The following is a 23,343-nucleotide window of genomic DNA, read 5'->3' on the forward strand; positions in this document are numbered from 1 at the left end:
TTTATTTTTTTGCTTTTTTCTTTTTCGGGATCGGTTCTTTTGGATCCGTTTGTGGTTTATTATCTGTTTCCGCCGGAGACTGCCCCGGATTGCCAATCGTTATAAATATACTTTTCTTAATCTCCTTTTTAGAGAAGTATTTCAGGTCGCAAACATTGCTGCTTAGGGTATAAGAGCCCTTATTAATGATTACAACATTTTCTCCATGTGCAGGGACTGCTAAATTATAATAATCTTTTCCTTCAATCCTTAAAACGATATTACAATCCGAATTATTTTTAAACAGCAGGATAGCCTCTTTTCTGGTAATATCCTCACTGAGCATTGCATTCAGAAGCTTTACCGTCTTTTCTTTGTGCTCTTCAGATGTTTCAGCTATCAGCTTCTTAAACTCTTCAGCTTCACTGGAATTTGGGCTCCTCAAGACGCTTTTGGGAATATCAGAGATAATAGGTCTTGCTTCCATAGGTTTGGCAGTATGAGCTCCTTTTGTCCACTCTGCATTTTTTAGAGCAATGAGTTTAGGTTTAAGAACAGCCCTTTTGGGATCGTCAGGATGTGCGTTCTTTAAATATTCTTCAATTTCCTTGATTTTTGTGCTTTTAAGAATGTCTTTGGTGCCTTTTTGAGCATTGGTAAAGACCGGGGTAAGGAAAGTGAAAAATAAAATCGTTAAAAATTTTTTTTTCATCAATGTATGTTATTTCATCAGCTGATCCGGAATTTTATATAGGTTATAGTTTTTCCTTTAGCTGAAAACAGTTCTTCATAATGTGTTTTAATATCTCTCAAATGTTCCGTATCCGGATCATATTCCGGTGCACCGTAAATATCATGGTGAGCGCTAATAATATCATAGCCTGCTCCCTGTAAATAGCCGAGTGTATATCCATGTAAGAATTCTGAATCTGTTTTTAAATGAATGATACCACCTGGTTTCAGGAACTTTTTATACCGGTCTAAAAAGTCCGGATGTGTAAGCCTATGTTTTGTTCTTCTATATTTGATTTGTGGATCAGGAAAAGTAATCCAGATCTCATCTACTTCGTTTTCAGCAAAAAAATGATCCACAAGCTCAATCTGGCTTCTTAAAAAAGCTACATTATTCATATTGCTTTCCACAGCTTCTTTGGCACCAAACCAAAACCTGGCTCCCTTGATATCAATTCCTATAAAGTTTTTTTCAGGAAATGCTTTTGCGAGGCCTACAGAATATTCACCTTTTCCACATCCTAATTCCAATACGATAGGATGGTCATTTTTAAAGAAATCTTTCCTCCAGTTACCTTTCAGTTCAAAGCCTTTCAGTGCCTCCTCTCTTGTAGGTTGGATAACATTTGGTAATATTTTGTTTTCTGCAAATCTTGCTAATTTATTCTTGCCCATTGAATTTATAAAATGACTGCAAAAATATGAAAAAATTAACGATAATAATTAGATCTGTTTACTTTTAACTACAATGGGTAGTATAACAAAAAGAGGATAAAAACTATTCGGGATAAAAAGGAAAGCTAGTTTCCTAATGCTACCATAATAGGCCGCTGGACCGTTTTTTGGGAAGCATATTGCGCACCACATACCAAACTGGTAAAAAGATACTGTCCTTTTTCTATCACCACAGAGCTTTCCCCTTTTGAAGGCACAGCAAGTCTGTATTTGGTAGTACCCACTCCCTCCATTCTTACAATAATATTACAGTCTGATTTATTTTGGATCAGGACGATACATTCTCTTGCATTAGGATCATTGTCAAATAAAGAGTTAAGTATTTTGACGGTTCTGTTTTGATGTTCGGTAGGGGATACTGCCATCAGCATATTGAATTCTTCAGCCTCTGCGTCCGGAATAGCTGTATTAGTGGTTGTATTGGCTACAAATGTATTTGTACTGGTACTCGGAGTATATACTGCGGTAGACTGTTTTGCTGCAAGCTCGGCTTTATATTTTGCAATCTGTTTCTGTTTGATAATAGCATTCATTTCATCAAAGCTGATCTTGGTAGATGGTCTTCTTCTGAGCAGGGCAAGCATTTCCTGCATATCTTTGACCTTTTGATCCTCAGGATGGGCATTTTTGATATACTCTTTCATCAATTCCATGACCCGGGGCTTTAAGATAGACCTTCGCGGATCATCAGGATGAGCATCTCTTAAGAAAGCATTGATCTCGTAGATGTTGTTGCTTTTTATAACATTGGTGTAGTCTTTTCCCTTTTTTTGGGCAGACAGATTAAAGAACAGCACTGAAACAAGAAGTAAAAGTAATTTTTTCATTAATAATAGTAAGTTAGAAATGGATACTTTCTCTTAATTTGGTTTGGTGGTAATTAGTGTTAACTATAACGAAATAGTATTGTTTTTATTTTAAACACAAAATTGTGACCTAAAAATACGTATATTTTTGAATAATAAAGAATTTTCTTTAGCGAAATTTCAGTCTTCAGAAACTGAAAACGGTTGGTTGTAACAGATAAGCACACAGTTCGTTTATAAAAAATAAACCATGAAAATACTTCATGGTTATTTGTATGATTTTCTGAATCTATTTGCAGGACAGATAGATCGGTATTTATTTATCAATAATTTCCTGAAGATGAGAGTTTCTTAATCTTTTCTGATAGATTGGAATATATTTTTCAATTGGGATTTTGATAGCTTCAAAATTTCCTGCCAGTACATAAGGCTGAATGTTTTCAGAGGTATATACAAACTGCAGGAAGTTATCTATCAGGTTTTCCGGGATTTTAAACCTCAGGAAATAATCCTTTCCTAAATAATTTTTTATTTGACTTACAGAGCCATTCATTCTTTCATAGGCAAGATAACGCTGTTTTTTCTTCCTTTCTCCGGAGAGCATATCATAAATGCTTTCCAGGCTTAATGTAAGTCCACCGTCTCTTAACCCTGCAACAGGAAGCTCTGGAGGAGTGCCGTCACCCTTGGGCTGCGGCAGGCCGATTACTTTTTTGAGGGCAAGGCTCTTATCCTCTTTTCTGATAGAGTTTACATCATACCGAAGGTTTCCGGTAGGCTTGAATCGGGTGAGTACAATCTCCTGTATTTCATAATACGCTATTTTGAGCTCAATTAAGTTTTTCTGTTCTATTAACTGCGGGGTTAGTTTGATATCTTTTCTCTCTGTAACAATAGAGGTAAAACGGATAACATCCCCCGGATTGGCAGGAATATTAAAATTTCCATTATAGTCTGTGAGCACAGTCTTCTGGGAATTAAGATTGGTAACATAAACCTGATTAAGGTATAAAATAGAATTATCTCTTAGAAATACCTCTCCGGAATATATTTGAGCATTGATTTTTGCAAGGAAAACCAATAATAATAGAGTAAACAGTTTCTTCATATAATGGGGCAAAATTACATAGAAATACGGCAATTTGTTCCTATTATGATAGAGAATAGAGGTTAAAGTTATATTAAACTTTAGTATTAAATTGTTAATGAGTGTTATAAACTTAGTTTTAAATATGTTTAATGCCGGAAACAGGGCCTTTTATACATTTATAATTGTCTTTACCTATGTTTTACCAAAAGCCAGCTTGAATACTTTATCTCGAGTCCGGATCCATGCTCTGTCCAGCTGATAAAATACCAATAAGTAGCAGTAGGTACATATCTGCCGCCTAATCTTCCATCCCATGTATATTTATTTTCAGGAGTTCCTCTGAAGACTTCCGCGCCATATCTGTCAAAAACCCTGAATACCAGGTTATCATTGGCCATTAAAGCCGAATAGTTTATGCCTTCGTTGTATCCGTCACCATTTGGAGTAATGGTATTGATAAGATTAATGATCGCAAATGATTTTTTAACCTCTTCACACAATTTGGAATCTCTTACAAACGCTGTGTGGGCTCCTCTCGGCACGTTTTGAAAAACATTTGAACTCTGCCATACCACACCGTCCAGAGAATACTCATAAGGAGGGGTACCACCGCTTGCCCCTATCTTTACAGTAGTTCCGTCAATTTCAATAGACGTAATAATGGGGAGCGGTAATTCTGTGACGTTGACGTGCTGCCTGTACACACAACCGTTCGAGGTAAGATCTACCCAATAGCTTCCTACAGGAACATTGGTGATAGAAGGCGTTGAAGCTCCCGTACTCCACAAATATTTGTCAAATCCCGGGCCGGCATCCAGTGTGGTGGTCATTTTAGGACAGATCGCCTGATCCTTCAGCAGGTTTGATTTTTTAGGAATTTTAATGGTGATTTTAATAGAAGCCACTTCCGGGCATACTCCATTTTTTTCAAAACGGATGTAATAGGTCTGAGACATAGTAATATTCACAGCTGGTGAAATAGGATTGATGTTATTCTGTGCCTCAGACAAGCTTCCGTGGAAAGTAAAGGTAACTGCAGGGTCTGTTGTGAACTGAGCTATGTACTGTGATAAATTAACTGATTTTATTCCGTCTAAGTCATCATCACATACATCCTGGTTAGCCGATGTTATTAATAATTGCAATTTGCTTCCGATACTGAATTGTAAAGGTTTAATCACTGTTGCACATCCATCCGGAGAATCTACTCTGATATAGATGGTCACAGGACCGGTATAGCTCCAGGTATTAGAAAGCGTATTAGCATTTCCGGCGGTAGCATCTGCGAAGCTGGCATAATACCGAACATTTGTAAAATATGTAGGATTGTTAAGGACAATAGCCGTGATATTGGATAAAATAATATTCACAGTACCATCCAGGTTATCGTCACAGAAGACGCCATTGTAGTTATCTAATACGATGGCTTTGTTGTATAGATTGAGGGTTATTTTAGCTATGCTTTTGCAGCCAAGATTGTTTTTTACTACAGCATAAACAATAGTTCCGTCCGGCGCAGAATATGAATCCGGAACCGCAATCAGGGCAGCCGGATTTTCTGTCTGGGCATCCGTAAGGGTAGGATAATAGGTAATGGTAACAGGGGAATTATTTGTGACGTTTGCAGTGGTTAAATTAAATACACCAAGCCCATTAATATCACAGGCACTTAAGGTTCTGTCTGTTACAGTAAGGGCGAGAATATTGATGGTGACAGTTATGGTTTCGCAATCTGGAAAATCAGGATCATTTCCACAGAAAGTATAGGTAAAAGTATCCGTTCCTGCAGTACCCGGAGTATTAACGGTATAGGTAATGATTCCGGTAACCGGATCTATAGCTGCTGTACCCAGGGTAGGAGCTGTTGTAATGGCCACTGTAGCTGGTACAGGAGTCTGTGGTGAACTGCTAAAAGCTGGTGTTATGGTTTGGGTGGTACATACATCATAAGTGGCTGTATTGAGCTTCGTACAGTTCAACACTTTATATTGCCCGGTAACTAAAGGAGCACAGCGCCCCATGGTTACAGTACATGTGTAATAGCCTGATTGAGTAGGAGTAATAGAAGATCCCGTAGCTCCGGTAATTAAAACTCCGTTTCTATACCATTGGTAAGTGTCATAAATAATAGGATCTACAGTAAGGATAATTCCCGGCGCGCAGTCTCCTCCTGATTTTATAATGACAGGCTGAGTAGGGAAGCCTGCAAAAAAGCCTCCATATCCTACTGCATCACTTCCTGCATTAATGCCGGCAGTAATTGCTTTATCTGAAACTATGGTTATCGTTCCGGTTACATTGGGTATTCCATAGGTCACCCAATTGGTTGTACCGGTCATGTCATATGGCCCTGTATTTGCTGGCGGGGTTGCCCCGTTCACTGTTACATTCGCTCCTCTTTCTGTAATAAGGTTTAATTTTGTTGGAATATTGAGAATCCCTGAAGGGTTTCCATTGGAGTATACAAAATTTTCATTAATAAAGCCAAGTTCATTAATCTGCTTTGGTAAATAGCAATTCAGGGCTGGTATAAAATTAAATCCACCGGTTGCTACCTGATTTAAAGCATTGTCGCTTCCTGCTAATATTTGATATACATATGCGTTTTTAGATGTTTTAACATACAGGTTGTAATGTCCTCCACCCTGCAAACTGTATTTTGTATCGGGAATTACAAAATATTTTCCCGTATTGATGGTCGCTATAGGTACAATTTCATTATTTACATAGATCTGAGTATTGTCTTCGGTGGCAATCACTACAGCGCCCTCCATATTGGTTCCTACGCTCCCATTGCCTTTTACAAGGGCAAACTCATTACCAAGCCTTTCTACCGGTACAGCCTGATCCATTAAAATATCTGAACTTGAGGGATAGTCGCCGGCATACTGTCCGTTAAAGTTTCCATTGGTAATATTTACCGGCTTGTTTGCGATGATCTTTGATCCTATAAAGCCGTCAAAATTTCCGATACTGTTCCCGATACCATCAATTATATAAGACTGTCCTTTGTTTAGGGTAAAAGTCATCGTGGGATTAGTTGTTCCGGTAGTTCCATTTGAAAACTGTACAAGCGGGCTGTATCCTGTAATTGTGACTGTAGTATTATCTTCTGTAGCTAAAACACTGGTCATAAAATTAAGGATAGTATTGCTTACAGAGAGCGGTGCAGATGCTGCATAAAAGTTTTTTCCGGTCGCCGGGATTCCTTTGGAGGTAATGATTTCTGCATGGTTGTATACGGAGAATCTTAAATTAGCATAGAAAGGAAATTCTGCTTTTAAATATAATCCTTTTGTGGTGGGGGTAAATAAGTCTGCCTGCTGGGTGGTAATAATATATTCCCTCAGTACATCAAACTTTTGAGGATTGTTTTTACTGATGTTCACCGTTCCAATCAGAATATTGTTATTGTAAATATTAACCGGAAAAGGAGTGGTTCTATTGGTAGATAGATAGATTTTCTGATAAGGATTGGGGCTGCCAGTTCTGTCTATCATTGGGGCAAACCAATGTTCTCTGTCTAATTGGGCAAAGGTAAAGGTGAAAATAGAAAATATAAATAGAAAAGATAGAATTTTCTTCATTCAGTATTAGTATTTATCACAAATTTAATAATAAATGATATTAAAACCTTGAAAAACTAATAAAAAAACCACGACTTTAAGATCGTGGTTTTGAAAAATGTATTTCTAATTTTTTACTCTCTGTTTTTTACTAAAATCCAGCCAGTGAATTTAATGGCAGTTTGCTTACCGGTTGGTTCGGTCCAGCCTATTTCATACCAATAATTTCCTGTAGAAATTTTCTTATTTCCGTCCAGGGTTCCATTCCATTTGTATCCGTTGGATTTATCCGCCTGATAGACTTTAGTTCCGTATCGGTCGAAAATGTTAATAACGAGATTGTTTTTATTGGCTAATGCAGAATAATCAATAGCATCATTTACCCCGTCATTGTTAGGTGTAATTACATTAATCAGGTTAGGAATTGTAATATCTACCTGCAGTGGTGTACAATTATAGTCATCCTTTACATATACGCTTGCGTTACCTCTAGGCATATTGGTAAATACATTAGAATCCTGCCAGTTAAGGTTATCAATAGAATATTTATAAGGAGGAGTTCCACCTATTACATACACTGTAATTGAATTGTTTGAAATATCAATATTAGAAATTACAGGCTGTTCAGAAGCATATACTTTTACCGTTTGTAAGGTAACACAGTCTCCTGTTTTAAGTTTTACCCAATACGTTCCCACGCCTACATTCTGTATAGCCTGAGTTGTTGCTCCTGTGCTCCATTCGTAGCTTTTAAATCCAGGTCCTGCATCAAGTGTTGTTTTATTTTCCATACAAATGATCTTGTCAACCAACAGATCAGATTTCACTGGTGGTAACACGGTTAAAGTGACCTCTGCCACTCTGTAACATCCATTGGTGTTGGATACTTTCACATAAACAACCCCCGTTGGAGCTATATAAGCTGTTGGGTTTAGAATTTCATTGGTTCCTGCATGGGCATCAGCAAGAGACGGGTAGTATTTCTTAGTATAATTACCCGGATCGTGAACCAGTGCATTGGTAAGATTGAACAGACCTGTTGCAGGGTTTGATTCAATGAAACAAGTTCTTAATGAAGCATTCTTTACTACAGGGCTCTCAGATATCGTTAAGTTTAATGTTATTTCTTCACAATCTGTAAATTCAGGATCATTGCCACAGAACTGATACACGATGGTATCTGGTCCTATATATCCGAAAGAAGGGGCATAGCTTATCACTCCCGTAACAGGATCAATGATGGCATTACCATGAGTTGGAGGCGTAAGAATGGTTACTGTTCCCGGAACTACAGTTTGGGTAGAGTTGGTGAATGTTGGAACAATCTGCTTTACAACATCACATACGGTATCAGTTAAAGTAGTTTTCTTAAGGCAAGTGAATACTTTATATTCCGGGGTAACTACCGGGGGACATGTCCCAACAGTAATTTTCACAGTATAACGCCCTGATTGTGTAGGAGTATAAGAATTTGTTGTTGCACCAGGAATAGGTGTATTGTTTCTAAACCATTGATACGTGTCAAAACTGTCTCCTACTTCCAATACTAATCCCGGGATACAATCTCCGGTTTGTTTTGCAATCACAGGAATTGAAGAGAATCCTGCAAAGTATCCACCATATCCCACTACACCACTTCCTCCGGAAATACCTGCTGTAACAGCTTTTGTAGAGGTTATGGTAACATTGCCGGTAATATCCGGAACTGAATAGGATACCCAATTGGAGGTTCCACTTACAGGAAATGGTCCCTGAGTTGCCGGTAGTGCAGCTCCATTTACGGTAACGGCAGCTCCATTTTCAGTCAGAATGTTTAATTTAACAATATGATTGGATAGGGTGGTATAATAAGGAAGGTCTTTGATCTTTCCAATTTCATCAATCTTTCTTGGAAGATAACAGTTTAATGGCGGAATATAATTGAATCCAAGAGTAGCATTGCTATCTGCAATACCTGCCATTAATTGATATACATATACATTTTTTGTTGTTCTTATGTACATGTTGTAATGATTATTTCCCTGGTTGATATAATTGGTGTTGCTTGCTTTATTCACTCTGTAACTTTCTCCCTCAGCAAGAGTAACAACAGGAGTAGTTCCATTGTTGATATATACCTGGGTTCCACCTTCAGTAGCGATGATTAAAGCGTCTTCCATTCTTTTACTGATGTTGCCATTTCCCTTTACAACTACAAATTCATTTCCTAATCTGTCCACGGGTACAGACTGGTCCATAATAATATCGGAACCATCCCAATATCCTGTTGAAGGTATAGCAAACTGGCCATTAAAGTTTCCATTGGTAACAGAAATAGGTTTGTCTGATTCTATTTTGGCTCCAATGAAGGCTTCTTTGTTCATTGCTTTATCCCCTGTTCCTTCAATAATGTAAGACTGCCCTTTATTAAGGGTAAAAGTAATAGTGGGGTTGGTAGCACCTGTCCAGCCATTAGTAAATATAATATTAGCACTATAATTGGAAACAGTTACTTTTGTATTGTCCTCTGTAGCCAAGATACCTGTGGTGAAATTATATAAACTTCCCAACTCTTCAATAGGAGCTGTAGCGGCATAGAATTTTGTACCGATTCCTGCTTTACCTTTTGATGTTAAGATCTCACCATGACTGGATACTGAAAATCTATAGGTAACGAAATAAGGTTTTGTTCCTTTTGTATATAAGCCTTTATTACCCGGGGTAAAAAGTTCACCATTGGTACTGGCAACCATTCTGTTTAAGGGTACGTCATATGTTTGAGGAGAACCTTTACTGATGGTAACAGTAGCCAATAAAGCACCATTGCTGTATATTTCTACAGGAAAGGGCGTGACAGAATCTGTAGAAAAGTACAAAGCCTGCTTGGGATTGCTGAGTACTGTTGACCTGGCTGCCATCGGGGCAAACCAATGTTCTGTATCTCTTTGGGCAAAGAGCATTTGGACTGCCGCAAAGAATAACAGAAAAACGGATAGAATTTTCTTCATAGATGTAAAATTAGATTTTTACAAAAATAATAGAATAATTGGTTAGTATTGAAAATATTTTTAATATTAGTTGCCAAATTAATAAATATACGTGCATTGCCTACTTGTGATTGATAAATTATAGCTAAAATCTGATATTCGCTTTTTTTCATCAAATCCCCACATTTCATTGAATTTTTGACTTTATTGAGTTGGTATTACTTAATGTGGCTGCGTAAGAAGTGTTTTAAAATAAAAAACCACGATGATTATCGTGGTTTCTAAAAAGTATGAAAGTATTCTATTCTAAATTTTTTACTAAGATCCAGCCTGTATACTTTATTGGAGTTTTTTCTTTATTAGGCTCGTTCCAATTGATATGGTACCAATAGGTTCCTGTTCCCAGCTTTTTATCGAAATGTCTTCCGTCCCATTTGTAGTTATTAAACTTATTTCCGGTAAAGACCATGTTTCCATATCTGTCATACACTACAAAAGAAAGATTTTCTTTATAAGCCAGCTCGCTGTAGTCTATATAATCATTTACATTATCTCCGTTAGGGGTAATTGCATTTAATAAATTAGGAACAGTGATCTCAACAGAAACCGGAGTACAATCGTAGGCATCTTTTACATAGAATGTATGCTGTCCTCTTGATAATCCTCCAAAGGAATTAGAGTCCTGCCAGTTTACAGTTCCGTCAACTGCGAATTTGTAAGGAGCCTTACCTCCGGTTACAATAACAGATGCACTGTTATTGTTAATCTCAATTTGCTGGATAACCGGATCTTCAGCTTTTCTTATTCTTACAATCTGCGTTATGAAACATCCGTCTTTACCCAATATTACAGAGTATTCACCCACTCCTACATCTCTGATCCCTGAAGTAGTAGCTCCTGTGTTCCATTGATAAGAGTCATATCCCGGTCCTGCATCAATATTGGTTTTAGCATCCATACAGATATACTGGTCTACAAGAAGAGGTGATTTTTTGATAGGCAGTGCAATAAGCTCAATTTTTGCACTGGCAGTACAGCCTTCAGCTGTTGTTATTTTTACATATACAAATCCTCCTGTAGCAGGGAAGTTGTCGGGAGTTGTAATTTCATTGATGCCTGCGTTAAGATCAATAAGGGTACGGTAATATTTTTTTACAACTGCATTATAATCAGTTACTTTAGCTTTAGTAAGGTCAAAATAGGCATAAGGGTCTACATCATACCAACATGCTTTAATGCTGGCATCCTGTACGATGAAAGGAACTACTGTAAGATTTAAGGTAATTTCTTCACAGTCGATAAACTCGGTAGCTGCTCCACAGAATTTATACACAATTACATCTGGTCCCAGGTAGTTGGCATTCGGAGTGTAGGTAATTTGTCCTGTTGCAGGATTGATAACAGCTGTTCCGTGAGTAGGAGCACTGATAATCATTACTGTACCTGGCGCAGGCGTTTGAGTAGAAGACGTAAATGCCGGTGTAATAACTTTAGTGGAACATGCATTGAGAGCCTGTGTAGTGCGCTTTAAACATGTTTGTACTTTATAGATAGGAGTAGTAACGGGAGGACAAGTCCCCATGGTTACTTTCACGGTGTAATTTCCTGATTGGGTAGGAGTGTAGGTGAATGAAGTTGCACCTGCTACAGCCGTCCCGTTGCGGAACCACTGATAGGTTTCATAGCCATCATCTACTTCCAGTATTAATCCCGGAACACACTCTCCTGTTACTTTTGCAATAACGGGAATTGATGAAAACCCTGCAAAATATCCTCCATATCCTGCAGTACTGTATCCGCCGTTAATCCCTGCGGTCACCGCTTTGGTAGAAGTGATGGTTACATTTCCTGATATATCATTGATAGCATACGTTACCCATTGTGTATTTCCCGTAAGTGGGTAAGGGCCTTCAGCGGCTGTCGGGGCAACGCCGTTTACGGTTACTGCAGCTCCGGTTTCAGTTAAAATATTTAATTTTACATGGAGATCACTTGGGGTAGTGCTTGCACCAGATGTGCCAAGTGGCATTTGGTTGATCTTTCCAATTTCGTCAATCTTTCTTGGAAGAAAACAGTTTAATGGTGGTATATAGTTGAATCCATTGGTAGCATCACTATTATCTATTCCAATAAACTGGTATAAATAAACATTTCTTGAAGTTGAAATAAGCATATTGGAATGAGCTCCTGCACCGGGTTGGGTAACATAGTTGGTCTCATTGATTCTATACCATCCTCCCGCATTAATGGTCTGAACAGGAGTGGTAGCCCCATTTAAATATATTTCAGTATTGTCTTCTGTAGCTACGATAAGGCCTCCTTCCATATTAAGATTGGGAGCTGTGGATCTTGTTTTTACCATAGCAAAGGTGCTTCCAAGTCTGTCTGTAGGAACAGACTGATCCAGAATAGGGTCTGAGCCACTTGGGGCAGAAGAAAAATTTCCGTTACAGCTTCCGTTGGTAAGGGTTACAGGTTTGTCTGCAACAACTTTAGCACCAATAAAGCCACTAAGGTTTGCTGTATTAGTTCCGGTACCGGCAAAAATAAAGGCCTTTCCTTTGTTTAGTGTAAAGGTCTGGGTGTTTCCTGTAGGTGTACCATTATAAAACTGAACTCCGGTTCCATTCCAGGTTACTGTTACTGTAGTATTGTCTTCCGTAGCCAAAATTCCTGCTGTGAAATTATTAATACTGTTAGATGTATTTGTATTAGGAGGGGTAGCAACATAAAACTGTTTTCCAATACCTGCTTTTCCTTTGCTGGTGATAATTTCACCATGTGCAGATTGGGCAAGTCTTAAACTGCAGTAGAAAGGTTTGTCTCCTTTCAGATACAATCCCTTTCCAATAGATTTGAAAGCATCGGTAGTTGCTGAAGTGGATACCAGACTAGGATCAATAAATTCAGACTGAGGGTTTCCTTTACTGATTGTAACAGTAGCAATCGGAGTAGGATTATTATTGTTATATATTTTTACATCAAAAGGAATTACAGAATCTGTGGATAAATAGATCCTGTTGGAATAGTTGCCGGCATTACTGAAGTAGGGCGCTATCCAGTGTTCTGTATCTCTTTGAGCAAATACTGTGTTAATTGTAAAAAAAACCAATACTAAGCCAAGTAAAAATCTTTTCATGTGTTGGGAATTAGGATTTCTACAAAATTAAAATAAAATTTTAAATATTGTTAAAAAAATACCAATAAATACGATGAATTATTCTCGATTTTTAATTAAAAGCCAATCCAAATGTGAAACTGGTAATTGTATACCCGGTTCTGCCCATTTAAAAAAAATTATGATAAAGGACCGCAAATCTATTAAGTAATAATTGATTTTTAGCATGGAGAATTCTATGAATACTTACTTGTTGAATATTTAAAATTCATGTTATATTGTGTTCGTATTAGCTGGAATACTGCATAAAAAATCCCGATGAATTTCATCGGGATCAAATATTTTTTTGAAAGCTTGATTACACTAAGCTTACTCTTACAAATCCTGTTACTTTTAGGTCTCCGTTTACAGATTTTACATAGTCAGCAACTGAGATACTTCCGTCTTTAATAAAGTCCTGGTGTACCAAAGTGTTGTCTTTGTAGAATCTCTGCATTTTACCTTTAAGGATATTATCGATAATGTTTGCAGGCTTACCTTCTTCAGTAAGTTTGTGTCTTTCGATCTCTAATTCTTTATCGATAGTTTCCTGAGAAACTCTAGTTTCGTCTAAAGCAATTGGGTTCATGGCAGCAACCTGCATAGAAACAGCTTTAGCAGCTTCGTCAGCTCCGTCTACTTTAGCAGAAAGAGAAGTGATAGCAGCAATTTTGTTTCCAGCGTGGATATAAGCTCCTAAGAAATCTCCCTGAATTCTTTCGAAAGATCCAATCTCGATTTTTTCACCGATAACTCCTGTTTGCTCAATTAATTTTTCAGCAACAGTCATTCCGTGGAAATCAGTAGCTAAAAGCTCTTCTTTAGTAGCCGCGAAAATAGCCATTTCAGCTAATTCATAAGCTAATTCAATGAAAGCTTCATTTTTAGCAACGAAGTCAGTCTCACAATTTAAAGAAATAACAACCCCTAAAGTATTGTCTTCATTTACTCTTGCAATTACCGCTCCTTCAGCAGACTCTCTGTCAGCTCTGTTAGCAGCAACTTTTTGTCCTTTTTTTCTAAGGATATCTACCGCTTTTTCGAAGTCTCCTTCAGCTTCAACTAGAGCTTTCTTGCAGTCCATCATACCTGCACCTGTTTGGTTTCTTAATTTCGCTACGTCAGCAGCAACTGGTGTATAAGACATAATATCTATTATTTTTTATTTAAGATTAGTATTAATTTTTAGCTTAATTTTAAAGCAGTGCAAAGATAATGATTTTAATGATAAACTAAAAAATGACTTTTCACGTTATTAATATATTTAATACTATTTTAAAGTTTTGATTAATGAAAAAATTCTTCTTCCTTCTATTTATATGCATTTTTTCTCTTGGTTTTTCCCAAAAAAAGAAAAAATCGAAATCTAAAGCTGTTATAGAAAAAGAAACAGTAATCATCTATACAGAGCAGGAAGCAGAGATTTCTAAAGAAGCAAGAATAATAGCAGGTTTCCTGAAACAAAATCCCGGCCACGCAAAAACAGACTATTTTAAAAGAAAGCTGATGGAAATTATCATGGCTGATAATTCTCCTGAAGCAAAACCTACAATCAAACCGATCGGCAAAGAAAAGATTGAAAAAATAGTAAAAAACAATGAGCTGAATAGTGGCAAAGTGTTGGCTGCCAATAAATCTTCTGCTGCTAATAATAAGGTCTCCACAGCTAATAATACAGCTGCCGCTATTGATGCATTAAAAGAAGAAAGAAGTGTAAGCTATGCTTCGGTAGGTTCAGCAAAAAGTGCAGGCTCTTCCAAGTCGGGGGCGAGTGAAGAAAATAAAAGAAGGGCGGCCATGCTTACCCATCTCTTTAGCAATGATATCAATAAAAATGAAGCCTACGTCAATATTAAAAACAGGTCCAGTTGTAATCTGATCGTAAAAATAAATGGTAAAAAATATTATAATCTGAGTGTTCCTGCTAAAGGGGAAAACTTTATTCTTATAGATAAAGGAGAATATATATTGACCACCATGGTATGTGATGCAAAATATTCTTCATTAAAGAAAATTAACCAGGACATTGAAATTGCTCTCAATGTTGCGGATTAGAAGAAGACTAGAGCTTAAAAAAGGGTTAAGAAAATATTTCTTAACCCTTTTGTTTTTTTATCCTTTAAACTGACCCATTGCAATGAATTTATCTTGTCTCTGGGTTTCAAGCTCTTGCCCTGTAAATTTGGAAAAAGCTTTTATATTCTGTAAAATAGAACTCTTTAGATTTAAATAAGTGGTTTCCGGATCATACTGAGCCCCTCCAAGAGGTTCCTCAATGATTCCATCAATGAACTTTTCTCTTAAAGCATCCTGTGGAGTAAGGTTTAATGCATTGGCTGCATCTTCTTTGTGATCCCAGTTTCTCCATAGGATGGATGAGCAGCTTTCCGGTGCAATTACGGTATACCAAGTGTTTTCTAACATATATACCTTATTTCCTACACCTATTCCCAATGCTCCACCACTAGCTCCTTCTCCAATAATGTAAGTGAAAATAGGAGTTTTAAGCTGAACCATTTCAAAAATATTTCTTGCAATAGCTTCACCTTGTCCTCTTTCTTCAGCTTCTAATCCTGGATATGCTCCCGGGGTATCTACTAAAGTTACAACAGGAATATTGAACTTTTCAGCTAGCTTCATTAATCTTAAAGCTTTTCTGTATCCTTCAGGATTTGGCATTCCAAATCTTCTGTACTGTCTTTCTTTAGTTGTTCTTCCTTTTTGAGTTCCTATAATCATCACTCTTTGACCATCCAGGGTAATCAATCCTCCAATCATTGCCGGATCATCAGCGAAGTTTCTGTCTCCGTGAAGTTCCAGAAAACTGCCTTTGTCTGCCATTCCGTTGATATAGTCTATAGTATATGGACGATCCGGATGACGGGACAGTTGTACTCTTTGCCAAGGTGTAAGATTTTCGTAGATTTCTTTTTTCTTTTCTAAAATCTTATCCTCAATCTGGCTGCATGCTAATTTTACATCAACACCACTTTCTTCTCCTACTAAAGAACAGGTCTGGTATTGATCCATTAATTCTTTGATAGGAAGTTCGAAACTTAAATATTCCATTTCTTGAAGTAAATTAAATCTTTCAAATGTATGAAAAATTATGGTTATTCTATTTAAAATTATTTATGGCATTGCCTATTCTGGAGGTACTTTCCTCTTTTCCAAGGATTTCCAAAATATCCGGAACATCAGGTCCTTTCAATTCTCCTACTAAAGACAAACGCAAAGGCATCATTACTTTACCCATTCCCAGCCCTTTATTTTCGGCAAAGTCATGAACCGTCTGTTTGAGCGCTTCTGCAGTAAAGTCCGAAGACTCAAGAGTAGATGCCAATTCTTCTAAAATAGCAGAAGTCTCCTCATTCCATGCTTTTTTTGAGGCTTTTTCATCATAAGAGGTTGGAGCCTCGAAGAAAAATTTTCCGTTTTCATAAATGTCTTTCGGGAAAGTAGCTCTTTCTTTCATCAGCTGAATCACCTTTAACAGTTTTTCGTCTGAAGAACCGGAAAGATCAAGATCTGTATTTTTAAGAAGCTGAAGAAGTTCTTCATCAGATTGCATCTGAATATACTGATGGTTGAACCATTCTGACTTTTCTTTACTGAATCTAGCTCCTGCTTTATGTACTTTATGAAGATCAAATTCTTTGATCATATCTTCCAATGGAAGAATTTCTTTATCATCGGCAGGAGACCAACCCAATAAAGCAACCATGTTGATGAATGCATCAGGTAGGTAACCGTTTTCTCTGTATCCCTTGGAAACAACTCCAGTTGCAGGATCTTTAAAATCAAGCGGGAATACCGGAAATCCGAATTTATCACCGTCCCTTTTGCTTAATTTTCCTTTACCTTCAGGTTTTAAAATTAAAGAAAGGTGAGCGAATTGTGGCGCTTCCCAACCCATTGCCTCGTATAATAAAGTGTGCAGACCTAAAGAAGGCAGCCACTCTTCACCACGGATTACATGAGAAATTTCCATCTCATGGTCATCAATAATGTTGGCAAAATGATAAGTAGGCATTCCGTCATTTTTTACAAGAACCTTATCATCTAAAGTATTGGTATTTACAGACGATTTTCCACGGATAATGTCTTCAAGATTCAATACTCTGTCAACAGGCATTTTAAATCGTACCACATAAGGTGTTTTTCCGTCCAGTAATTTCTGAACTTCTTCTTCAGAAAGTGCAAGGCTATTTCTTAAACGGTTTCTGGTTTTGTTATCATAAGAGAAAACATCACCTCTAGCCTCGAATTCTGCCCGCATAGCATCCAGCTCCTCGGGAGTGTCAAAAGCCAGGTAAGCATAATCTGTTTTTAAGATCTGCTCAGTATACCGGTCATAGATATCTCTTCTTTCAGATTGTCTGTAAGGGGCAAATTTTCCTCCTTTCTTAGGACTTTCATCAGGAATGATTCCGCACCATTCTAAAGCTTCTTCAATATATTCTTCAGCCCCTTCTACATATCTTGCGGTATCTGTATCTTCAATTCTCAGTACAAATTCTCCACCCTGATTTTTAGCAAAAAGATAATCATATAATGCGGTTCTTACGCCTCCCAAATGCAAAGGTCCTGTAGGACTTGGAGCAAAACGTACTCTTACTTTCTCCATTTCAATTTTAATTTTTGCAAATTTACTTAAAATTATGCGTTTAGGAGATGATTTATAACCGTGTATTTTCCGATTTTTATATTTAAACCACTTCATTCCCTGAGGATAGAAGCTGTAAATAGCTAAGAACTTTAATTGTAGGTGCTTAATTGTAAAAGATGGGGCAAAATGTTTATAATTTGAATAGATATACTGGAATACTAAAAATTATTATAGGCAATCAATAAATAAGAATAAAATTAATTTATATATTAATTAATTCAATCTATAGTGATTGTTTTATGCAGTGATAAAAGTGATTTTGGCGTATATTAAATTCACTGTTTTATGATATATATCATTTTGTTATTCTTCATTTGCATATCGCTGTATGCTACCTTTGCCCGGAATTTTAAAAAAATACTTATGACAAAACAAATTGTATTTTGCTTTAGCAGTTTGCTAATGTTACTTTTGGCTTCATGTTCTTCTGAAGACCTTAGCAGTGAGATGACAGCTGAGCAGCAAACCAAAGCCAGCAGTTCAGTAGTTGGAAGATCTGCAGGAGACGGAGCTTATGATATCCTTGGGCATGGATATAATGCTGCAGGTGAGTATGCTAATGCCAATGCTGCGGGCTTCAAAGTAATTGATATTGATCGATTTAAGGCGGAGCAGGGCGGTAGAATACTGGCTGAAAATACATATTCACAAGAATATGTGGAAGATTATGGAGAAAATGCAGAAACTTATTCTAAAATGGTTGCCACTAAAGTAAATGCTACAGCAGGAATTCCGTTATTTAAAAAAACACTTTCCGTAGGATTTAACTCAGCTGTTACAACTAATCATAAATTTGATGCAAAATATATTTATGGAAGCTATAACCTTTTAATTAAGCAGAGACGATTAAGATTTAATGCTACTGCAGATATGCTGGGAGATTATTTAACCCCTGAATTTTCACAAGATCTACAAAATAAAACACCACAGCAAATTGTTCAGGACTACGGTACCCACGTAGCTGTAGACATTTATACAGGAGCTAAAATGGATATTATGTTCCAATCTGAAACCACTAACGAAAGCCGTGACCGTGCTGCAAGAATTGGTGTCAAGGTTGGTTTACTTAAAGTTTTTGATGTTGATGCTCAAAATGATGTTGATACATCAGAATCAAGCAAAAACTTTTCCAGAAAATTATCCTACAGAACAAGAGGTGGTGATCCCTCAAAAGGTTTAATAGGAGAAATTAATATTGATCAGAATACTTCCAAAATTAATATTGCAAACTGGCAAAATAGCTCTACTGTTAACAATGCAGTATTGGTTGACTTTGGAAATGATGGGTTGATATTTATCTATGATTTAATAAAAGATCCTGTTAAAAAAGCTCAGCTTAAAGCATATGTAAATCAATATCTGATTGATAATAAAGTAATGCTGGATTATATTCCGGTTCCTATATATGGTTTTTATAGCGCACAAGAAACGGATCACTTTCTTTCTACTTGGCCAGGAACGCCAAATACGTATGTTGCTGAGGGAGAATTCTTCAAAGCGTATACATACAAGGCACCCGGAACAATTCCTGTTTATCACTATTATAGCCCACAAGAGAAAGATCACTATTATTCAACTTATCTGGGTACACCTTCTACTTATACATATGAAGGAATTGCTTTTTATGCGACTATGGACAGCACAAAAAAACCAATTTATCAATTTTATAGCCCATCTCAAAAAGATCATTACTATATTGCTTCCCCGGGAGGAGCTCCGGTTACTCCGCGTGAATATATAGCAGAAGGTATTCCTTTCTATGCTTACTAATAAAGTATGTGATATTATACAAGAAAGAAGCCGTCTGAAAGGACGGCTTCTTCTATTATTTATGTGGTTAATCCTGCTCTTCTGCACGGGTCATAATGCTATTCCAGATATTGATAATATCTTTTTCCTCATTGCTCGTAGAATAATTTGCTAATACAAACTCGGAAGCAATATGTCCCTTATCTATAATTTCCTGGGGATTTCTATCATACATCTTTGTAGCTTCTTCTATTTTCAGTACAAACTCAATAATATTACCATCTTCTACGGAGGATGAAAACTCAGGATTAAAGTATTCTTTTCCTGCCTGCCCTCTATATCCAATTACGTAACATCCACAAGACATAGCTTCAACGGGAGGAAGACCAAATCCTTCTTTATGATTAAAACTCAAAAATATAGCAGCTTTTTTAAGGATTTCTGCAACTTCGTTTTCACTCCTATTGTCAATAGGCATAATTTTCCAGTCAGAACTTTTATTTCTAGATTGAAAAATGTTAATAATTTGAGTACTGTCTTCAGATAACTTTCGTGGCATGAAGGCAATGATTTTTTCCTTATTTTTGGAAAAATTGAAAATACTGGCATCGATCCCTAATCGTATTCTATGAACTGATGTGCCGGGAAAAGCTGTCTTGATGTAATTCTTAGAGTCTTCAGATACAACAATGGTTTCCAAGATGTTTTTTTTATTGTATGGAAAATCTTCTGTATGACTTCCTAATGGAAAACCGTTGAATGTATAATAGCAGTTTTGATTAAAAATAACTTTTTTTGTAAAAGGCTCTATTTTGTTGATACTGCTATAGATTTCAGGGAAAACCAAAATAGAATCAGTCTCTATACCAAAACTGATTTTCTTTAAATACATTAATTTTAATCTTTTGCTTATGCTTAGCTTTTTTTTATCCAGATATTTAATCAGCTTAAATAAGTAAGGGTTGTGGATAACCTTTGTATTATTGGGAAACCAAGTCTCTCTCTGATCTGCTTTTTTATGTATGACTGCTGCATCAAATCCATTTTTATTAAGAATGTCAACCATTCTATAGATTTGTTTTACTCCCCCGGATGGGTGAGGATTAGTAGGGCAGATAAAATATATTTTTCTTGAGATCATAAATCTAAAATGGTATTTATCCAGTTTTTAAAAGAATATTTTTCCAGGATCTGTTCGTCAACCTTTTCATAAGGTGTTGTGAAAAAATTGGAAGGTATTTCTATATTGTTGATATCTTCAATAACAAAAATATTATTTGAATTATAAAAATCATAGTTTTTAATTGCTTTATTTGTGGTAATCAGTTTTTTTTCTGATCCTAAGGCATCAAAAGGTCTGAATGATAATCCTGATTGATTCTCGTGGGCAAGATCTAATAGGACATTTCCTTTTTCATTCACTCTATAAGATTCATTAAATGGAAGAATATTGGGCAATTTAACAATATTTTTTTCAATTTGCTGATCTATACTGAAATCACTGGGATGATAAATGAAACACTTGATATCGATATCTTTCTGATTCATATTATTAATGATCTTGGTCAAATCATCAAAACGTTTATCAAATGTTCCTAAAAAAACAATATCGTGAATAGGATTCTTGGAATAGAGGTCTTCGTTGAAATAAAAATTGCTGATCTTCTTTAAATTATAATTTTTACAATCATCAGTATCAAAACTAAATGCCAGATCATAATATGGAATAGTTTCTTTTTGACCGCCTATTTTGCTAAAGCTGTCCCAAAAGACTACGATCTTTTTTTTTCCTTTTTTCTGTACAATATCATACATTTCCTGGTCTAAAAGATCAGGGCGATTTACCAAGATATAATCATAATAATCCAGCTGGTTCATCTGCCTTATCAAATGTTCTCTTTTTTTTTGATTCTTTAAATTTTTTCTTAGAAAAGTTTTAGAGAAAAAATTTTCTGCTCTTTCGTAGAAGTTTTTATATTGATATCTTTCGTTTGTAGCACTTATAGCCATTACAGAATCAAAATCTGTATACTTTTTTATACCACTAAAAATAACTTCATTAAATCCATAGTAATCTGGAGCAATAAATAAAAGTCTCTTTTTCATTTTGTTAAAATACAGGTGATCCAATTTGTAAAACTATATTTTTTATAAATCTCATCAGAAGATTCAATATAATCATCAGCCAGGAAATGGGTGATGTCAGACATATTGTAATCATTCAGCAGAAATATATTACTAGAATTATAAAAGCTATATTCCTTTACCAATTCATTATTGGTGATTAATTTTTTTCTGTATCCTACAGCCTCAAAAACTCTGAAAGAAAGTCCTTTATGGATCGTGTTCTGAAAATCAAGAATAATTCTTGAAGACTTGGCATTTTTCATGTTTTCCTCAAAACTCATTCCGGTTCTTGTGAAATTAATAGGATACTCCTGATACTTTCTGATATGTTTTTCTTTAGTATAGATTACATTGATATTGGTCTTCAGATTTTTTTCCTGAAATAATATAGAAAGATTGCAAAGCTCTTCAATACGATCCTTCATAAAAGTCCCTACGAAGAAAAGGTCCTGCTTTATCTCGGATTTTTCTGGCAGATAATCAAAATAAAAATTATGGATATGCTTTGTCTGCGGATATCTGATGGTATCTCTTTCATCAAATACAAAAAAGCTGTCAAAATATTGTATGGTATCTTCTGCTAAAGGAAACCTCTGCATTCCATCCCATTGGTAAGCTACAGTGTAAGTGCTTTTTTTCTGAATTTTGGCCAGAACATTTTTACTGAACAGATCAGGACGTACTACCAGGGCATAATCTGCATGGCTGATTTTATCAAGAAAAAACAGTTGCGGTTGTTCCTTTTTTTCGGCTAACATTTTGGCTTTAAAGGTCCTGTTATTACTGAATGCCTTTTTATAAATATGAATTAAAGACTCTTCAGCGCTCAATTTTACCTGTGAACAATCATGTTCTACAGTAAAAACCTTAAAACCAAGATACTCAAGGTTCTTTTTAAAAACCTTTGGTAGCCCAAAATGATTGGGAACAGCTAATATGATACTTTTATCTTTAAAGTCCTTCATTGTTATATTGAATATCCTGCTTTTGAAAAATAAGGTCTCCAGAAATCTTTCTCCTTATTCCATCTATGGCAGCCAAAAGGAAGTTCTCCTTTATTGATGTTCATTGCTTTCTCCTGTTTGTTCTCAATGGAGAAAAGACAGGCTTCTTTATAATTAGGTTTAGAAAAAATTATACCATTTCTTTCAGGCTCGATACTAAAAAACACATCTTCGGCGTAAAATTGCCCTGTATTTTCAGATTTTAAATAAATTTTTGCTACTTCTGGAATTTTTTCAAGAACTTCTATAAACTTTTCTCTCTTTCTTAAAGACAGTCCTCCATTCCCTACAGCATTATAAAGAAGAGATTTGTCTTTTTGCCATTTTCCATTCCCTTTAAAATTGACCGCTGCCTTAAGTTTTGCAATGGTTTTATCAAAAAATAATTTTAATAAAGGAATATGTTCTGAACTTCGTATCCAGGGAGCGCCAATATAATCGTAGTCTTTTTTACACCAATTTATAAGATTATCTTTAAATACAAAACAGTCAGATTGATAAATTAGTATATATTTTTCTGAAAAACTTTTATAAAAATTCACATTCATCATGAGTTGATTGTATCCAAAAATATTTTTGAAATAATGTTCGTCAAAACTAATGAATGAAGCATTAAAATCTTTATAGGCATCAAGAGAAAGACTTTCAGGATGTATAAAAGTGATTTTGTAACTTCCTAAAATATGAAATACCTGATTGAGTGCTATCAAATCATCGCGATCAGGTATTTCTTTATATATTGGAATAATAATATCTACCAAAG

16 protein-coding genes are annotated in these 23,343 nt (G+C 36.0%); 2 read left to right on the forward strand and 14 right to left on the reverse strand.

Annotated elements, in window-relative coordinates:
* Position 1: 1 nt before the first annotated feature.
* From LQV47_RS12685 to tsf, 8 genes are all read right to left on the reverse strand, one after another.
* On the reverse strand, positions 2-691 hold the full coding sequence (locus LQV47_RS12685; protein WP_230037410.1) for a DUF6759 domain-containing protein: 690 nt from the start codon (positions 689-691) through the stop codon (positions 2-4).
* 17 nt (positions 692-708) lie between these two features.
* The gene (gene trmB / locus LQV47_RS12690; RefSeq protein ID WP_230037412.1) at positions 709-1,386 is read right to left on the reverse strand and encodes a tRNA (guanosine(46)-N7)-methyltransferase TrmB; all 678 of its coding nucleotides are present in this window, start codon (positions 1,384-1,386) and stop codon (positions 709-711) included.
* A gap of 125 nt (positions 1,387-1,511) precedes the next feature.
* Positions 1,512-2,273, reverse strand: a complete 762-nt coding sequence (locus LQV47_RS12695; RefSeq protein WP_230037414.1) for a DUF6759 domain-containing protein — start codon at positions 2,271-2,273, stop codon at positions 1,512-1,514.
* A 295-nt stretch (positions 2,274-2,568) separates the two neighbouring features.
* Complete coding sequence (locus LQV47_RS12700; protein ID WP_230037416.1) at positions 2,569-3,360, reverse strand: hypothetical protein; 792 nt, start codon at positions 3,358-3,360, stop codon at positions 2,569-2,571.
* Between the two features lie 170 nt (positions 3,361-3,530).
* Positions 3,531-6,929, reverse strand: coding sequence for a T9SS type B sorting domain-containing protein (locus LQV47_RS12705; protein ID WP_230037418.1), 3,399 nt, complete (start codon positions 6,927-6,929; stop codon positions 3,531-3,533).
* 113 nt (positions 6,930-7,042) lie between these two features.
* Complete coding sequence (locus LQV47_RS12710) at positions 7,043-9,895, reverse strand: T9SS type B sorting domain-containing protein (RefSeq protein ID WP_230037421.1); 2,853 nt, start codon at positions 9,893-9,895, stop codon at positions 7,043-7,045.
* 280 nt (positions 9,896-10,175) lie between these two features.
* Positions 10,176-13,013 (reverse strand): gliding motility-associated C-terminal domain-containing protein, encoded by a 2,838-nt coding sequence (locus tag LQV47_RS12715; RefSeq protein ID WP_230037423.1) that lies wholly within the window; start codon positions 13,011-13,013, stop codon positions 10,176-10,178.
* A gap of 337 nt (positions 13,014-13,350) precedes the next feature.
* Entirely contained in the window at positions 13,351-14,178 is an 828-nt protein-coding gene (gene tsf, locus LQV47_RS12720) for a translation elongation factor Ts (RefSeq protein ID WP_047488703.1), read from the reverse strand.
* Between the two features lie 143 nt (positions 14,179-14,321).
* On the opposite strand from tsf, the gene LQV47_RS12725 reads away from it, so the two are divergent.
* Complete coding sequence (locus LQV47_RS12725; protein ID WP_230037425.1) at positions 14,322-15,086, forward strand: DUF6759 domain-containing protein; 765 nt, start codon at positions 14,322-14,324, stop codon at positions 15,084-15,086.
* 57 nt (positions 15,087-15,143) lie between these two features.
* Here the strand turns inward: LQV47_RS12725 and LQV47_RS12730 are convergent, their stop codons facing one another.
* The gene (locus tag LQV47_RS12730; protein ID WP_047488710.1) at positions 15,144-16,100 is read right to left on the reverse strand and encodes an acetyl-CoA carboxylase carboxyltransferase subunit alpha; all 957 of its coding nucleotides are present in this window, start codon (positions 16,098-16,100) and stop codon (positions 15,144-15,146) included.
* A gap of 49 nt (positions 16,101-16,149) precedes the next feature.
* Positions 16,150-17,658, reverse strand: a complete 1,509-nt coding sequence (gene gltX / locus LQV47_RS12735; protein ID WP_230037427.1) for a glutamate--tRNA ligase — start codon at positions 17,656-17,658, stop codon at positions 16,150-16,152.
* 405 nt (positions 17,659-18,063) lie between these two features.
* Between gltX and LQV47_RS12740 the strand changes: the two genes are divergently transcribed.
* Complete coding sequence (locus LQV47_RS12740) at positions 18,064-19,470, forward strand: MAC/perforin domain-containing protein (RefSeq protein ID WP_230037429.1); 1,407 nt, start codon at positions 18,064-18,066, stop codon at positions 19,468-19,470.
* A gap of 67 nt (positions 19,471-19,537) precedes the next feature.
* On the opposite strand, the gene LQV47_RS12745 is transcribed toward LQV47_RS12740, so the two are convergent.
* From LQV47_RS12745 to LQV47_RS12760, 4 genes are read right to left on the reverse strand one after another with little or no spacing between them, the layout of a single operon-like run.
* Positions 19,538-20,590, reverse strand: a complete 1,053-nt coding sequence (locus LQV47_RS12745; RefSeq protein WP_230037431.1) for a glycosyltransferase — start codon at positions 20,588-20,590, stop codon at positions 19,538-19,540.
* A complete protein-coding gene (locus tag LQV47_RS12750) occupies positions 20,587-21,555 on the reverse strand; it encodes a lipopolysaccharide core biosynthesis protein rfaS (RefSeq protein WP_230037433.1) in 969 nt (322 codons plus the stop codon). Before LQV47_RS12750 ends, LQV47_RS12745 begins: the two co-directional genes overlap by 4 nt.
* Positions 21,552-22,541 (reverse strand): hypothetical protein, encoded by a 990-nt coding sequence (locus LQV47_RS12755; protein WP_230037435.1) that lies wholly within the window; start codon positions 22,539-22,541, stop codon positions 21,552-21,554. The genes LQV47_RS12750 and LQV47_RS12755 overlap by 4 nt, the downstream gene beginning before the upstream one ends.
* A gap of 2 nt (positions 22,542-22,543) precedes the next feature.
* Complete coding sequence (locus tag LQV47_RS12760; RefSeq protein ID WP_230037437.1) at positions 22,544-23,341, reverse strand: DUF5672 family protein; 798 nt, start codon at positions 23,339-23,341, stop codon at positions 22,544-22,546.
* Positions 23,342-23,343: the final 2 nt, after the last annotated feature.

This window comes from Chryseobacterium sp. Bi04 (assembly GCF_918698085.1).
GTDB lineage: Bacteria > Bacteroidota > Bacteroidia > Flavobacteriales > Weeksellaceae > Chryseobacterium.